The organism is Asticcacaulis machinosus, assembly GCF_028550435.1.
GTDB lineage: Bacteria > Pseudomonadota > Alphaproteobacteria > Caulobacterales > Caulobacteraceae > Asticcacaulis > Asticcacaulis machinosus.
In genome coordinates, this window is record NZ_JAQQKV010000002.1 from 650,877 (window position 1) to 665,559 (window position 14,683).

Below are 14,683 nucleotides of genomic sequence, written 5' to 3' on the forward strand. Positions count from 1 at the left end.
TATTGCCCGATCATTCTCCACGTCCCTTTCAACAGTACCTGACTACATGGCTACTTGATAAAATATCTATAGTCGGTTTTGGGCATGATACCACAGCCGCCCAGCGCCTGCGGAATTGCAACAGTCATTGACAATAGATTTTATATCTAATAATCATGATATATGGATAAATTGCAATCTCTTACCGCTTTTGGCGCCCTCAGTCAGGAAACCCGGCTTGACGTCGTGCGCCTGCTGATCACGTCCGGAAGCGATGGCATGGCGGCGGGCGAAATCGGTGACGCGCTGGGGGTTAAACAAAATACGATGTCGGCGAATCTGTCTGTGCTGGCCCATGCGGGACTGGTCAGATCCGTCCGCGAAGGCCGCAGCATTCGTTACTTTGCCGACTTTGACGGCATCAAGGGACTTTTGGGTTTTCTGATGCAGGATTGCTGCGGCGGTCAAAAGGATCTGTGCCAGCCGTTTATTGATCAGGTCATGTGCGGGTGCTGACGGTATGACCTACGCCTTGGGACGCAGACTGTTGGCCGAAGGCATCGGGACGGCACTACTGCTGGCCACTGTGGTCGGCTCAGGCATCATGGCCGAACGTTTGTCAGGTGGAAACATTGCCCTTGCCCTGCTGGGTAACACGATCGCAACGGGCGCGATGCTGGTCGTGCTGATCACCATGCTAGGCCCGATTTCGGGTGCGCATTTCAATCCGGCCGTGACCCTCATCTTTGCCCTTAGGCGTGGCATTTCTTTACGCCGCTCGATAGCCTATATCACCGCCCAAGGGGTCGGCGCCGTGGCGGGTGTGTGGCTGGCCCACGCCATGTTTGATGAGCCCTTGCTTCAGATTTCGCAGCGCATCCGCACCGGGCCATCACAATGGCTGTCGGAAGGGGTTGCGACCTTTGGCCTTGTCTTCGTCATTATGGCCACGCTCAGAGCCAGAGCCGATTTCATTGCGGTGGCCGTTGGCCTCTATATCACCGCCGCCTACTGGTTCACCGCATCGACCTCATTCGCCAACCCTGCCGTTACCCTGGCGCGCAGCCTGTCCGACAGCTTTGCCGGCATTCGCCCCGTGGACGCCCCGGCCTTTATCGCGGCACAGATCGCAGGCGCGCTTATGGCCTATCGGGTCTGCGCGTGGCTTCTCAAACCCGAAACGGAGCGAACAGCCTCATGACAATTACGATTTACCACAACCCCGACTGCGGCACGTCGCGCAATGTGCTGGCGATCCTTGAGGCTGCCGGTTACACCCCCACGGTTATTGAGTATCTAAAAGTTGGCTGGCAGCGCGATCAGCTTATGGGCCTGCTCACCGAGGCGGGCCTGACGCCGCGCCTGGCACTACGCGAAAGCAAATCCCCGGCAAAAGACCTGGGGCTGCTTGATCCCTCTATCAGCGACGAAGCCCTTCTGGAGGCGATGCTGGAACATCCCATACTGGTTAACCGCCCGATTGTGGTCACAGATAAGGGCGCAAAACTGTGCCGCCCCAGTGAGGCTGTCCTTGATCTGATGGATAGATTCCCAACCGGCCCGTTCTATAAGGAAGACGGAGGCCTTCTGATCGATGCGCAGGGCAACCGCGTCGCCTGACGTGAGCCACAAAAAAACCCCGCACTATGGCGGGGTTGTTTTGGTGGAGCTTAGCGGGGTCGAACCGCTGACCTCTTGCATGCCATGCAAGCGCTCTACCAACTGAGCTAAAGCCCCATTATCAAAATGGTCTCAGACCATATGTCGCGTCCGAGGCGGCGACTTCTAGTGCAGGCATTTTTGGAGCGCAAGCCCTTTTTCAAACTTTTCCAAATTTTTCACAGCCAAATAGCTGAGCCCAAAGAAAAGGCCGCACCCTTTGCAGGATGCGGCCCATACACAGGACAAGCCCGTTTAGATGTCGTCGTCTTTTTCCGGACCGATGCCGTCGATATCTTCATCGAAGGTGTCGTCATCCTCATCTTCGAGGAACGGCACATCATCGTCATCACCATCATCGACCAGATCGGCATCTTCGATGTCCATATCAACCGCATCAGGGGTGATGCGTGCCGGATCGGCGGGATCCAGGTCTTCGTCTTCGTCGATCAGCACCGGATCATCGGCAACGACTTCGTCGATTTCCGGGGTGATGATTTCGGGCTCTTCCTCATCATCGTCCTCATCGCCGGTCTTGCCCTTGACCTGATCCTCGGCCTCTTCGTCCGTATCCTCATAGTCGGTCGGGGTCGCACGTGTGCGCACCCGGCGAACCTTGATCGCTTCTTCAGGATCGAATTCAAAGGCACACTTTGGGCAATGCGCCGGGCGTTTTTGCAGATCGTAGAATTTTGCCGTGCAATTCGGGCAAATCTGTTTGGTACCTAAGGCGGGATCAGCCACGAGACGTCCTTCTTTAGAATATGCGCGTAAAACCATTTAGGATGGTCATCCGGGCACACAGAAATTTTGAGTCTTGGCCCATGCCACTAGAGAGGCCATCTGTCAAAGGCTTAAATATGCCCCGCCCCTAAAATTTATCGTGTTTTTGGTAAGCGCAACGTCTCATCAGAAACGCAAGCCGTGATTTACGGGCCCCACGACGTGGCCATCAGGATGATAAATCAATATTGTGCATTGGCCATTATTTGCTACTAAGCACGCCATGACCTCCTTTCAAATGCCCAATCCTGCTATTGCCGTAAAGCTGAAATGTCCGCAGCAAACCCTGAGCGGCCAGATCGCCCTGCCGGGATCGAAGTCGATCACCAACCGGGTTCTGTTGATCGCGGCTCTGGCAAGCGGCAAAAGTCACATCAGCGGCGCGCTCAAAAGCGATGACACGACCTATATGGCGCGCGCCTTGCGCCAGCTTGGCGTGACCGTTGAGGATGCGGGCGAGACCGATTTCGTGATCGACAGCTCAGGCACGCTTACGCCCTCATCTGAGCCGTTGTTTCTGGGCAATGCCGGCACGGCCGTGCGCTTTCTGACAGCCGCCGCAGCCAATATCACCGGCACGACCGTCCTCACCGGCGATGAACATATGCAGAAACGCCCGATCGCGCCGCTGGTTCAGGCGCTGAATGAGGCCGGTGTGACCGCCACGGCACCTACCGGTTGCCCGCCGGTGACCGTCACCAGCAATGGCGGCTTTGCCAATCGCACTATTGAGGTCGATGCCAGTTTGTCGAGCCAGTATGTCTCGGCCCTGATGATGGCGGGGGTCAAAGGTGATGCGCCGTTCAGCCTTAAGGTCAAGGACGGCGATATCGGCGCGCGCGGCTATATCGACATTACGCTTGAGTGCATGAAGGCGTTCGGTGCCGAGATTGAGCAGACAGGTCCGTTAAGCTGGGACATCGCCAACCGCCCCTATGCGGCCCGCAACTACTGGGTCGAACCGGACGCCAGTGCCGCGACCTATATCTGGGGCATCAATGCCCTGCTCGGCACTCAGATTGATATCGGCATCGCCCCCAAAGATATGATGCAGCCGGACGCTAAGGCCTATGACTTTATTGCGCAGTTCCCGAACCTGCCCGCGGTCATCGACGGCAGCCAGATGCAGGACGCCATTCCGACCATCGCTGTGCTGGCGGCCTTTAATAATCATCCGGTGCGTTTTGTCGGCATCGCCAACCTGCGCGTCAAGGAATGTGACCGCATCAATGCGGTCGCTACCGAACTGAACCGTATCAAGCCCGGTCTGGCTGAGGAAATCGGTGATGATCTGCTGATTACGCCCGACCGAAGTCTGATCGGCAAGACGGTTGAGGCTGACATTCACACCTATCATGACCACCGCATCGCTATGGCCTTTGCCCAGGCGGCCCTCGTGATTGATGGCTTACGCATCCTCGACCCCGCCTGCACCGCCAAGACCTATCCCGGCTACTGGCGCGACCTGAATAGCGTCGGTGTAGAAATGGTGTTTGATAACTAAATTTCGAGAACTGCTTATAATTGGGGCTTTAAGATGAAATTATTTTCGTACGTTTTTTTACTTGTCATTCTATTAGTACCACAAACTTCTTATGCTCAATTCAAAATAAAGCCCCCTAAATCCGGTACCGGTGTTGTCGTGATAGAGCTTATTCAGCCCGAAAAAATGACTATTGAAGAGATCAAAAAAGGTTTGGCTAATGAGCCGTATAGTTCAAACCCTAAAAAACTTCAGGAAAAAGCACTGAAGGAATGGAAGAAAATTAATCAACCAGATTATGGATTATTAATTGCGTATCTCGACGTACCTACAAAATCGTATGAAGTCGTAGATAAAGTTTGGGGTGCTGCATATGGGCGGGGAGCAGGTTTAATCAGTAGTCTGCCTTTGTACCGGGATGATATATCAGGTAGACAATGGTATATTGGCGAAGTTCCTGCGGGCGACGCACTCGTGTATGGTTTAAACGTGCAAATGGCATGGCAGGTCAGATTTGATAATGGTGCCGCTCATTTTGTAGTCCCAGACGGCGGTTTTATTTACATTGGAGCAATTGATGGGGCATTAAATCGTCAGCGCGTTTTTTCAGCCTCTGAAGGAGGCGTTCTACCAGAATCTCTAAAATTATATGATCGCTCGGTCGCTATCTGCAGTCAAAAAATAGAGGGCTACAGTGACCCGTCACACGAAACCTCATCAAGGATAGCTGCTCAAAACTATATCAGACGCATGTTGGATGCAGATATTAATGTGCAGCCTGCTGTTATCGACATAGTGCCGTTTAAAGCCAAAATAAGTAATGGGTGGACGAATGATGCCACTCACGAATGCTTAAAAAGCACGGAATAATCAGAGAATTTATTGGCAACAACCATACTCTCGTTTCAATATTTATTTGATCCGAATTGCTTACTTTACATTTCGCGTTGGATTTCAGTACATGCCCCCCCTCCTGATCGCATTTGATGGTCCGGCCGCGTCCGGCAAAGGCACACTGGCCTCAGTTATTGCCGCCGACTATGGCCTGCCGTTTCTCGATACCGGCCTGCTGTACCGGGCGGTCGGCCATGTGGCGCGCGAACGCGATATCGACCTTGAAGACGCCCAGGCTCTGGGTGAGGCCGCCAGATTCATCCATCCGACCCTGCTGGAAGACGATGCCTTGCGTGGCCGCGAAGCCGGTGAGTGGGCCAGCCGTGTCGCCGCCATCCCCGAAGTGCGCGCTGCCCTAAAGCAGTTCCAGATCGACTTTGCCCATCAGGCGTCCGGCGCGGTACTTGATGGCCGCGATATCGGCACGGTCATCGCCCCGGATGCGCAGGTTAAGCTGTTTGTGACCGCAGACCCTGAGACCCGCGCCAGACGCCGCTTCCTGCAACTGGTCAAGGTCAATTCGGCCCTGACATTTGAGGATGTCTTAAGTGATATCCGCATCCGCGATGAGCGCGATTCATCACGATCCAGTGCGCCGCTGGAGATGGCCCGCGATGCGGTCTTGCTTGATACGACTAATTTAGATATAGAAGCCGCCATCGAAGCTGCGCGATCCATCGTGAAGGCCCGCCGTGGGGACGTCTGACGTCACCAAATTTATCCGGCGTAGCACTTATAAGGATCACTCTTGGTCGCTTACAGGGTCGTATGACCTGCGGTTTCTCATTTGGCGTCCTTAAACCCGGACTCTGAATCTCCTTAAAATTTACACACGAAAGCCGCCCCCTTTGGGTCAGGCCCTGTGCCGGATATCCTTATGTCCCGACGCATTGCCGTAAACGCCCCTGAGACATGCGCCAACCAAAAGCAAGTTTATATGAGCGATTACAATCCCTCGCGCGACGATTTCGCCGCCCTTCTTGATGAGAGCCTTCACGGCCGTGAGATGCTCGAAGGCCAGGTCGTCCACGGTCTCGTCGTCGGCGTCGAAAAAGACTTCGTTATCGTCGATGTCGGTCTGAAGACCGAAGGCCGTATTCCGCTGAAGGAATTCGGCACCGAAGCCGCGGCTGCGTTGAAGGCCGGCGACAATGTCGAAGTTTATCTGGAACGCGTTGAAAACGCCATGGGCGAAGCGGTCATCAGCCGCGAGAAGGCCCGCCGCGAAGAAGCCTGGACCCGCCTTGAAGTTATCTTCAACAAGGGTGAGCCTGTTATGGGTACGATCGTGGGTCGTGTCAAAGGCGGCTTTACGGTTGATATGGACGGCGCTTCGGGCTTCCTGCCAGGCAGCCAAGTCGATATCCGCCCTGTGCGCGACGTGGCTCCGCTTATGGGCAAGGAACAGCCTTTCGCTATTCTGAAAATGGACCGTCCGCGCGGCAACATCGTTGTATCGCGTCGTGCCATCCTCGAAGAAGCCCGCGCTGAACAGCGCACTGAGCTGGTCGGTCAGTTGGCCGAAGGCGAAATCCGTGACGGCGTCGTCAAGAACATCACCGATTACGGTGCGTTCGTTGACCTCGGCGGCATTGACGGCCTGCTGCACGTCACCGACATGTCGTGGAAGCGCGTTTCGCATCCGTCGCAGGTTCTGGCCGTTGGCGATCAGGTTCGCGTTCAGATCATCAAGATCAACCCGGACACCCAGCGCATCAGCCTCGGCATGAAGCAACTGCAATCCGATCCGTGGGAAAATGTTGACGTTAAGTACCCTGTCAACGGCAAGTTCTCCGGTCGCATCACCAACATCACCGATTACGGCGCCTTCGTTGAGCTGGAGTCGGGCGTTGAAGGTCTGGTGCACGTTTCGGAAATGTCGTGGACCAAGAAGAACGTCCATCCGGGCAAGATCGTATCGACTTCGCAGGAAGTTGACGTGGTCGTTCTCGAAGTTGACGCCTCCAAACGCCGCGTATCTCTGGGCCTGAAGCAGGCTCAGGAAAACCCGTGGGAAGCCTTTGTCTCGGCCCACCCGATCGGTTCGACCATCGAAGGTGAAGTCAAGAACGCGACCGAATTTGGTCTGTTTGTCGGCTTTGAAAACGACATCGACGGCATGGTTCACTTGTCGGATCTCGACTGGAACGTGGCCGGCGAAGAAGCCATCGCCAAGTACAAGAAGGGCGATGTCGTCAAGACCAAGGTTCTGGACGTCGATGTCGACAAGGAACGCATCAGCCTGGGCATCAAGCAACTGGCTGAAGATCCGATGACCGGCGACACCTACCGTAAGGGCCAGACCGTGACGGTTACCGTCACCGAAGTCACGACCGGTGGTATCGAAGTCAAGTTCGGTGATGACAATGCCCCGATGACCGCCTTCGTGCGTAAGTCGGATCTGTCGCGCGACCGTAACGAGCAACGCGTTGAACGCTTTGCTGTCGGCGATCGTATCGATGCTCAGGTCACCAACATCGATAAGGCAGCCCGTAAGGTCTCCGTTTCGATCAAGGCGCTTGAAATGGCTGACGAAAAGCAGGCTATCGAGCAGTACGGTTCTCAGGACTCGGGCGCTTCGCTCGGTGACATCCTGGGTGCAGCTCTGCGCGGCGCCACCAAGGAGTAATCCTTAATATAGGGCCATCGGGGCGACTTTAGGTGCCCTGATGGCGTTATCCAATTAAGCTCCCGCATCCTATAGGGTTTTCGAACCCGATACCGGATGCGGGAGCTTTTTTATGGTTTCTATATTTTTTACCAAGGTATAATCGCTTAAACCTTAAACCAGTTGCATTTGTTAGCGGTAACATAAGCGTTAACACTAAATAACCCCTTGAACTGCCTTTAATTTTAAATCATGCTCATGACTTCAAGGTTACATTGTCTGGTTTAACCCATTATCTGCTTTATCTCTTGGGGGAGTAAATGCTGAAGTCCGAACTCATTGAGCGTTTGGCGTCTGAGTATCCGCATATGACTCAAAAAGATGTCGAGCGGGTCGTGAATCTGATCCTGGACTCGATGATCTCGACCCTCGAAGGTGGTGGCCGCGTCGAACTGCGTGGCTTTGGCGCCCTGTCAGTGCGCTCACGCCCTGCGCGCGTTGGTCGTAACCCCCGCACCGGCGAATCCGTCAATGTTCCCGCCAAGCACGTGCCCTTTTTCAAGAGTGGCAAAGAACTGCGTGAGCGCCTGAACCTCAGCGGCGACGACAACGAATAATTTGTAGCTGCCAACATCTGGCGAACTGCCGAAGCTGAAACGTCCGAAGAATTATTAACCATAAGGATGCCGGTTGTGAGCATTATCTCCGAATTCAAAACCTTTCTTATGCGCGGCAATGTCATCGACCTTGCAGTCGGTGTGGTCATTGGCGGCGCATTCGGCAAGATCGTGACGGCTCTGGTCGACAATATCATCATGCCACCGATCGGACTTCTGACCGGCGGTGTAGATTTTTCCCAACTTAAGTGGGTTCTGAAACCGGCCGTTGGTGATGTGGCCGAAGTCGCCATTTCCTACGGCCTGTTTATCAACACCCTGATCCAGTTTGTCATTATTGGTGCCGCCATCTTTATGGTGGTGAAGGCGATCAATCGCCTGATGCCGCCCCCACCCGCAGCGCCGGCTGGCCCGACTGAGGCGGAGTTACTGGCCGATATTCTAGCCGAACTGAAAAAGAAGTAAGTACCGGCCATCTTTGCAAATTTAAAAGCCCGCGCCGTCATTGCGCGGGCTTTTGATTGGCCTATATAAAAAGCTTAAACTAAGAGGTTTGCCATGAGTTTGCGCGTCGCCATCCAGATGGATCCGATTGAAAATATCAATATCGCGTCCGACACCACCTTTCTGCTGATGATGGCCGCACAGAACCGAGGACACAGCCTGTGGGTTTATGATCCCGCCCACCTCTCGCTCGAAAACGGTAAGGTCTATGCCCGTGCCCGCAAAGTGACCCTTCGTCCGGTTAAGGGTGATCATGTCACAGCCGGTGATTATGAAACCCTGAACCTGCACACCGACATTGATGTCGTGCTGATGCGCCAGGACCCGCCATTTGATATCGCCTACATCACCGCCACCTACCTGCTGGATCGCATCCATCCGCAAACCCTGGTGGTCAATAATCCGACCGCCGTGCGCGATTGCCCGGAAAAGCTGTTTGCTACGGCCTTTGATGGCCTTCAGCCCCCGACCCTGATCAGCGCCGACCCGGTCGCCCTCAACGCCTTTCACGAAAAGCACGGCGATGTGATCCTGAAACCCCTGCATGGCGCCGCCGGCTCCGGAATCATTAAGCTTGCCGCTGGTGACCGCAATCTCGACGCCCTGATTGAGTTGCACGCCTCGATCAGTCGTGAGCCACTGGTCTTACAAAAATTCATCCCCGCCGTAAGCCTTGGCGATAAGCGCATCATCCTCGTCGATGGTGAAGTTGTGGGTGCGATCAACCGAGTCCCCCCAAAAGATGCCGTACGCTCCAACCTACGCGTCGGTGGCGTGGCCGAGCCCGTTCAATTAACAAAACGTGATCTGGACATCTGCGCTGCGGTAGGGCCGGTACTCAAAGAAAAAGGTCTTATGTTTGTGGGTCTTGATGTCATCGGCGATTACCTAACCGAAATCAACGTCACCTCACCCACCGGTGCGGTGCAACTTAAGGCGTTTGAGGGGGTTGATGCCGGTGATATTTTGTGGGATCGCATAGAGCATAAACGCCTCCTCAGCAGACCCTAAATCGCTATCCGTAAGCCCTCACGGACACGCCTTAAACGGCGCATGGGCTTTATTGCGCGTTTGTTCATTTTTTGTTCTTGATTTGTCTTTGAGAATATGTTGTGCTGTGGATAAGTTCTGCATTTGATTCCACATTCTCCGCATAATTATTCCGTAAAAGGCATTTCTGCATGCGTGTCACGACCATTGCGTTCGAGGGCGCCGAGGCCCGTCGCGTCGAGGCTGAAATCCAACTCACGTCGGGTCAGGTCGCGTTTTCGATCGTCGGCCTGGGCGACAAGGCCGTGGCCGAAAGCCGGGAGCGGGTGCGCGGCGCTTTTGCAGGCCTAGGCCTCGGCTGGCCGGGTAAGCGTATCGTTGTCAATCTGGCCCCCGCCGACCTACCCAAGGAAGGCTCACACTTTGACCTGCCGATTGCCCTGGCCCTGATGTCCGTCATGGGCATTATCCCGCAAGACGCGCTCGATAACTATGTCTGTGTCGGCGAACTTAAACTCGATGGTTCCATCGGTGCGATCACCGGCGCCCTGCCCGCCGCTATGGCCGCCTCAAGCTTTGGCATGGGGCTGATCTGCCCCGAAGACAATGGTCGCGAAGCCGCATGGGCAGGGGATGTACCCATTCTGGCGCCACGGTCTCTGATTGCCCTGATCAATCATTTCAAAGGCCACAGCCTGTTATCGCGTCCTGAACCGGGCGATGTGGTGCAGCCTTCAAAACCGATGGATCTCAATGAGGTCAAGGGTCAGGAACTAGCCAAGCGCGCGCTCGAAATCGCCGCGGCGGGCGGCCATAATCTGTTGTTTGTCGGCCCACCCGGCTCAGGCAAATCTATGTTGGCCCAACGCCTGCCCGGCATATTGCCGCCCCTGACCTCACGCGAATTGCTGGAAACCTCGCAAATCTGGTCAATGGCGGGCCTGTTGAACAAAGGCGAACTGACCCGCGACCGGCCGTTTCGCGCCCCCCATCACTCGGCGTCTATGGCGGCCCTTACCGGCGGGGGAATGCGCGCCAAACCCGGCGAAGTGTCCTTAGCCCATAACGGCGTGCTGTTTTTAGATGAACTGCCGGAATTTTCACCGCAGGCGCTGGATTCCCTGCGTCAACCCCTTGAGACATCTGAGATTATCGTGGCTCGCGCCAACAACCACATTCGTTATCCAGCACGGGTGCAACTGGTCGCCGCCATGAATCCGTGCCGATGCGGTTACGGTGGCGTTGGGAAGGGCGCGTGTGGCAAGGCCCCAAAATGCCTGCGCGATTATCAGGGCCGGGTGTCCGGTCCGCTTATGGATCGTATAGACCTCCAGATTGACGTACCGCCGGTCACGGCCGCCGACATGGCCCTGCCTCCACCGGCAGAAGGCTCAAAAGAGGTCGCCGCCCGCGTGGTGGTCGCGCGCGAAACTCAAATCAGACGCGCGGAGCAGCTTGGGCTGTCATCCGACAACACACTTAATGCCACGGCTTACGGCGCGGGTCTTGATGCCATTAGCCCGCTGGATAACACCGCCCGCGATCTACTCACCCAAGCCGCACAGCAATCAGGCCTGTCCGCCCGCGGCTGGACGCGGTGTGTGCGACTGGCGCGAACCATTGCGGATCTGGAAAGCACTATATCTGGTATCACCACACCGATCCTACGGCGCCATATGGCCGAAGCCCTCATTTATCGCCGCACCGTGCAAACCGAGGGCCGGCAAGCCACAGCACTGCCAAAAACGGCGGATTTTTTGGCGGGACATTAACTTTTTACGTCTAAGATCAGGGCCGGGTTAGAATTATCTGTACGGGAGAGTCTATGACCGCTCACCAAGGTGCGCAAAATTTCAGTGCGGATGAGTTTGAGGCCAAGCTGGCCGAAACCCTTGCCGCCGAAGAACGGCTCAAAGGCCGCGAAGACTTCCTTAAGCTGTTAAGCCACGAAATCCGTACCCCGCTTAACGGGGTCATGGGCATGATGTCGCTGCTGTCGCGCACCGACCTGAGCGCTGAACAGGAATCCTACATCCGCACCGCCCGCGATTCCGGTGAACACTTGCTGTCGATGGTCAATGACTTGCTGGACTATGCCCGCATTGATGCCGGCCATATTGAACTTGAAACCACGCGGGTTGACCTGGAATCCCTGCTGCAAGGGGTGGCCGAACTGCTGTCGCCCCGCGCCTATAGTGGTGGCATTGAAATCGTCTGGAGCCTTGACCCACGGCTTGAAACCATACAGGCTGACGAAGGCCGCCTGCGTCAGATCCTGTTTAATCTGGCCGGCAATGCGCTGAAATTCACCACCACTGGCGGCGTACTTATTCATATCGGCCTGACCCCCGAAAGTCTTATCCGGTTCAGCGTCACCGACACCGGTCCCGGTATTCCGCTTGAGGCTCGCAGCCGCATTTTTGAAGAATATGGCCAGGTTGATCCCAAACGCGACGCGGCGCGATATGGCGGTGCCGGACTTGGGCTGATGATTGTCAAGAAACTGGTCGCGGCTATGGGGGGGGCGCTGACCCTCGACAGCGAAATGGGCATAGGCTCCACCTTTGCCGTTGAATTTCGCGCGCCCTACTGCCTACGCAAAGCGTCGGTATGTGACATGCCGGCTCAGGTCACATTGGTTTCGGCCAATAACACTCTGCTTCAGGGCGCCAAGGCACATCTGAGTGCCTATGGCACCGAGGTTCACTTGAGTGACACGACGCAAGGGCCAAACATTATCCTTGCCGACCGCAGCCATATGGCCGAAAGGCCCATAACCGCGCCCGGCCCGCGCTGCCTGATCCTGCTCACGCCTGAACAGCGCGCTGAGATCCCACAGTGGCGAGAACGGGGCTGGGCAGGATATCTCATTAAACCGTTGCGCCGGAAATCGCTCAAAGAACAGGTCGAAGCGCTACACAGCCAAAACCCCAATCGCGCTACCACACGCCCAGCCAATGATGACGATGAACGCATCACCGGCACAGATGAAGTAAAGATTAGCGGTGAACCGCATGTGCTTCTGGTCGAGGACAACCCCGTCAACGCGTTACTGGCCAAAATCCTGCTGCAACGGGAGGGTTGTCTGGTCGAGCGGGTGTGCTCCGGTGAAGACGCCATTGCCATCCTGCCTGAGCGAAATTTCGATATTGTCTTTATGGATCTGGGCCTGCCCGGCATCGATGGACTAGGCGCCACCCGCCAGATCCGGGCCATGAACATTACCACCCCGGTCGTGGCGCTCACCGCCAATGCCTATGATGAAGACCGGCGCGCCTGCCTTCAGGCCGGCATGAACGACTTTCTGACCAAGCCGATCGAGATAAATGCCCTGCGTCAGATGCTGGTGACGTGGACACCCAGAACCGCCCAAACTTAAGGCTTTATCCCCGTCCGGTTTCGCGTTACCAAATTGGCTAAAGCGTGATTTAATCGACGGGATTTCATAGCCTTCATGACTGATAAAACCAGTGCGGCCCCCAAAAGGAGTTTCAAGGAGGTTCTGAAAATCTTTTTTCAGCGCCGCACTCTGGTGATGATCGGGCTGGGATTTGCGTCGGGCCTGCCGCTGTCGCTGATCTTCGATACCCTCTCGATCTGGCTGCGCAGCGTGGATTTATCGCTTACCGCCATCAGTTATTTTTCACTGGTGACCTTTGTCTACAGTCTGAAATTCGTATGGGCGCCGGTCCTTGACCGCATCAGCATCCCCGGCCTGACCTATCTGATGGGGCACCGTCGCGGCTGGATATTGCTCAGTCAGGTCGTGATCATGTTCGGACTGTGGGCCATATCGACGCTCAATCCGCAAACCCAGCTTCCCCTCATGGCGCTGGTGGCCATACTGATCGGTTTTGCCGGGGCGACACAGGATGTCGTCATTGATGCCTGGCGGATCGAAACCGCGGGCGATTCCACTGACAATCAGGCGGTGCTGGCCACCGCCACCGCGTGGGGCGCACGCATCGCCCCGTTCGTGTCCGGCATTGTGCCGCTGTTGCTGGCTGACACACTGGGCTGGGGCTTTGCCTATGCGCTGATGGCAGCCCTTATGGGTATAGGCGTTCTGGCCGTACTATTTGCCCCCAAAGAAGCCGAACATAAGGTGCGGTCCATCGACTATGGCGATGCCGAGGCGCGTCCGGGACTGGAAGCGCTGGAATGGGGCGGCCGGTTGCTGGTCATGCTGATCGCCATCTGCCTTTTGGGGGCAGGCCTTACCGCCAATGTCGACCTGTTCAAAGGCCTGTTCCCCAGCGAGTCAGCCTTTGAGGCTGTCAAAACCGTCTGGACCGCCCGCGAAACCGGCATATTCCTGCAATTACCTGCGGTGCTGCTGGGCCTTACCCTCCTGGTCATGGCGTGCCTGCCGCTGCCCGGCACACCGACCCGTCCCGGAGCCTATCTGCGCCAGACCTTTGTGGTGCCTATAGTGGCGTTTTTTGAACGCTACGAAAACATCGCCTGGCTGATACTCGCCATGATCTGCATCTACCGCGTCTCGGATTTCGTACTGAACGTCAACGGTGCGTTTTATGTCGATCTGGGCTTCGACCTGCCGGTTATTGCTGAGGTGCGCAAAATTTTCGGCGTCATCATGACCATGGCCGGTGTCGCGCTGGGCGGGATCGTCATGACCCGTTTCGGCATTAAATTCTCGCTGATTTTCGGCGCCATCGTGGGGTCGTTGTCCAACCTCGCCTATGCGTGGCTGGCGACCAAAGGCAATGACGTGATGGCGTTCTCAATTGCGCTCGGTATCGACAATGCCTCTGGTGGGGTCGCGGGCACGGTGCTGATCGCCTATATGTCGTCGCTGATTTCCAAGGGCTATGCGGCGCAGCAATATGCGCTGTTCACCTCACTCTACGCCTTGCCGGGCAAGCTTTTAGCGTCGCAATCGGGTAAAATCGTCGAAGAGTCAGCCAAGGCTTCGGACGGGCAATCGTGGGTTAGCGGGTTTTTTGCCAATACGCCCGCCATCGCCTATGCCAAACCGGCAGAGACGCTCGGCGTATCGCCCCATGCGTTAGGGGCCGGTTACATGCTGTTTTTCACCTACACAGCCCTGATCGGGGTGGTGGCCATCATATTGGCCGTGTGGGTGATCCGCGCTTATGATCCGGACATGAAAAAACCGGCTGAGAAACCCCAGCCGGTTTAAAA

The 14,683-nt window shown here is 55.9% G+C and carries 14 protein-coding genes and 1 tRNA gene; 13 read left to right on the forward strand and 2 right to left on the reverse strand.

Annotation, left to right across the window (positions count from 1 at the left end; genetic code table 11):
• Positions 1-162: 162 nt before the first annotated feature.
• Genes PQU98_RS11395 through arsC form a run of 3 tightly spaced genes read left to right on the forward strand, consistent with a single transcriptional unit; the run spans position 163 to position 1,599 of the window.
• Complete coding sequence (locus PQU98_RS11395; RefSeq protein WP_272745066.1) at positions 163-495, forward strand: ArsR/SmtB family transcription factor; 333 nt, start codon at positions 163-165, stop codon at positions 493-495.
• A 4-nt stretch (positions 496-499) separates the two neighbouring features.
• Entirely contained in the window at positions 500-1,180 is a 681-nt protein-coding gene (locus PQU98_RS11400) for an aquaporin (RefSeq protein ID WP_272745067.1), read from the forward strand.
• Positions 1,177-1,599 carry an arsenate reductase (glutaredoxin) gene (gene arsC / locus PQU98_RS11405; RefSeq protein ID WP_272745068.1) on the forward strand — a complete coding sequence of 141 codons (423 nt, stop codon included), beginning with the start codon at positions 1,177-1,179 and terminating at the stop codon, positions 1,597-1,599. The genes PQU98_RS11400 and arsC overlap by 4 nt, the downstream gene beginning before the upstream one ends.
• A 41-nt stretch (positions 1,600-1,640) precedes the next feature.
• Here the strand turns inward: arsC and PQU98_RS11410 are convergent.
• Positions 1,641-1,716, reverse strand: a tRNA-Ala gene (locus tag PQU98_RS11410).
• A 177-nt stretch (positions 1,717-1,893) separates the two neighbouring features.
• Complete coding sequence (locus PQU98_RS11415; protein ID WP_272745069.1) at positions 1,894-2,382, reverse strand: TIGR02300 family protein; 489 nt, start codon at positions 2,380-2,382, stop codon at positions 1,894-1,896.
• Positions 2,383-2,659: 277 nt separating this feature from the next.
• On the opposite strand from PQU98_RS11415, the gene PQU98_RS11420 reads away from it, so the two are divergent.
• The 10 genes from PQU98_RS11420 (at position 2,660) to PQU98_RS11465 (ending at position 14,681) form a co-directional block, all read left to right on the forward strand.
• Positions 2,660-3,925 (forward strand): 3-phosphoshikimate 1-carboxyvinyltransferase, encoded by a 1,266-nt coding sequence (locus PQU98_RS11420; protein ID WP_272745070.1) that lies wholly within the window; start codon positions 2,660-2,662, stop codon positions 3,923-3,925.
• 33 nt (positions 3,926-3,958) lie between these two features.
• Positions 3,959-4,774, forward strand: coding sequence for a hypothetical protein (locus tag PQU98_RS11425; protein ID WP_272745071.1), 816 nt, complete (start codon positions 3,959-3,961; stop codon positions 4,772-4,774).
• Between the two features lie 91 nt (positions 4,775-4,865).
• Positions 4,866-5,504 (forward strand): (d)CMP kinase, encoded by a 639-nt coding sequence (gene cmk, locus PQU98_RS11430; protein WP_272745072.1) that lies wholly within the window; start codon positions 4,866-4,868, stop codon positions 5,502-5,504.
• Between the two features lie 231 nt (positions 5,505-5,735).
• On the forward strand, positions 5,736-7,427 hold the full coding sequence (rpsA, locus tag PQU98_RS11435; protein ID WP_272745073.1) for a 30S ribosomal protein S1: 1,692 nt from the start codon (positions 5,736-5,738) through the stop codon (positions 7,425-7,427).
• A gap of 299 nt (positions 7,428-7,726) precedes the next feature.
• The gene (locus PQU98_RS11440) at positions 7,727-8,023 is read left to right on the forward strand and encodes an integration host factor subunit beta (RefSeq protein WP_272745074.1); all 297 of its coding nucleotides are present in this window, start codon (positions 7,727-7,729) and stop codon (positions 8,021-8,023) included.
• 75 nt (positions 8,024-8,098) lie between these two features.
• Positions 8,099-8,488, forward strand: coding sequence for a large-conductance mechanosensitive channel protein MscL (gene mscL, locus PQU98_RS11445; protein WP_272745075.1), 390 nt, complete (start codon positions 8,099-8,101; stop codon positions 8,486-8,488).
• 93 nt (positions 8,489-8,581) lie between these two features.
• Entirely contained in the window at positions 8,582-9,538 is a 957-nt protein-coding gene (gshB, locus tag PQU98_RS11450; RefSeq protein WP_272745076.1) for a glutathione synthase, read from the forward strand.
• 170 nt (positions 9,539-9,708) lie between these two features.
• Positions 9,709-11,289, forward strand: a complete 1,581-nt coding sequence (locus tag PQU98_RS11455) for a YifB family Mg chelatase-like AAA ATPase (RefSeq protein ID WP_272745077.1) — start codon at positions 9,709-9,711, stop codon at positions 11,287-11,289.
• A 53-nt stretch (positions 11,290-11,342) separates the two neighbouring features.
• A complete protein-coding gene (locus PQU98_RS11460; RefSeq protein WP_272745078.1) occupies positions 11,343-12,896 on the forward strand; it encodes a response regulator in 1,554 nt (517 codons plus the stop codon).
• Between the two features lie 75 nt (positions 12,897-12,971).
• The gene (locus PQU98_RS11465; RefSeq protein WP_272745079.1) at positions 12,972-14,681 is read left to right on the forward strand and encodes an AmpG family muropeptide MFS transporter; all 1,710 of its coding nucleotides are present in this window, start codon (positions 12,972-12,974) and stop codon (positions 14,679-14,681) included.
• Positions 14,682-14,683: the final 2 nt, after the last annotated feature.

Excerpts from the sequence above, each read along its gene's own strand:
- PQU98_RS11400 (WP_272745067.1), top strand. The coding sequence starts at position 500 with ATGACCTACGCCTTGGGACGCAGACTGTTGGCCGAAGGCATCGGGACG.
- PQU98_RS11465 (WP_272745079.1), top strand. The coding sequence starts at position 12,972 with ATGACTGATAAAACCAGTGCGGCCCCCAAAAGGAGTTTCAAGGAGGTT.
- cmk (WP_272745072.1), top strand. The coding sequence starts at position 4,866 with ATGCCCCCCCTCCTGATCGCATTTGATGGTCCGGCCGCGTCCGGCAAA.
- arsC (WP_272745068.1), top strand. The coding sequence starts at position 1,177 with ATGACAATTACGATTTACCACAACCCCGACTGCGGCACGTCGCGCAAT.
- PQU98_RS11455 (WP_272745077.1), top strand. The coding sequence starts at position 9,709 with ATGCGTGTCACGACCATTGCGTTCGAGGGCGCCGAGGCCCGTCGCGTC.
- PQU98_RS11420 (WP_272745070.1), top strand. The coding sequence starts at position 2,660 with ATGCCCAATCCTGCTATTGCCGTAAAGCTGAAATGTCCGCAGCAAACC.
- PQU98_RS11395 (WP_272745066.1), top strand. The coding sequence starts at position 163 with ATGGATAAATTGCAATCTCTTACCGCTTTTGGCGCCCTCAGTCAGGAA.
- PQU98_RS11460 (WP_272745078.1), top strand. The coding sequence starts at position 11,343 with ATGACCGCTCACCAAGGTGCGCAAAATTTCAGTGCGGATGAGTTTGAG.
- rpsA (WP_272745073.1), top strand. The coding sequence starts at position 5,736 with ATGAGCGATTACAATCCCTCGCGCGACGATTTCGCCGCCCTTCTTGAT.
- PQU98_RS11440 (WP_272745074.1), top strand. The coding sequence starts at position 7,727 with ATGCTGAAGTCCGAACTCATTGAGCGTTTGGCGTCTGAGTATCCGCAT.
- gshB (WP_272745076.1), top strand. The coding sequence starts at position 8,582 with ATGAGTTTGCGCGTCGCCATCCAGATGGATCCGATTGAAAATATCAAT.
- PQU98_RS11425 (WP_272745071.1), top strand. The coding sequence starts at position 3,959 with ATGAAATTATTTTCGTACGTTTTTTTACTTGTCATTCTATTAGTACCA.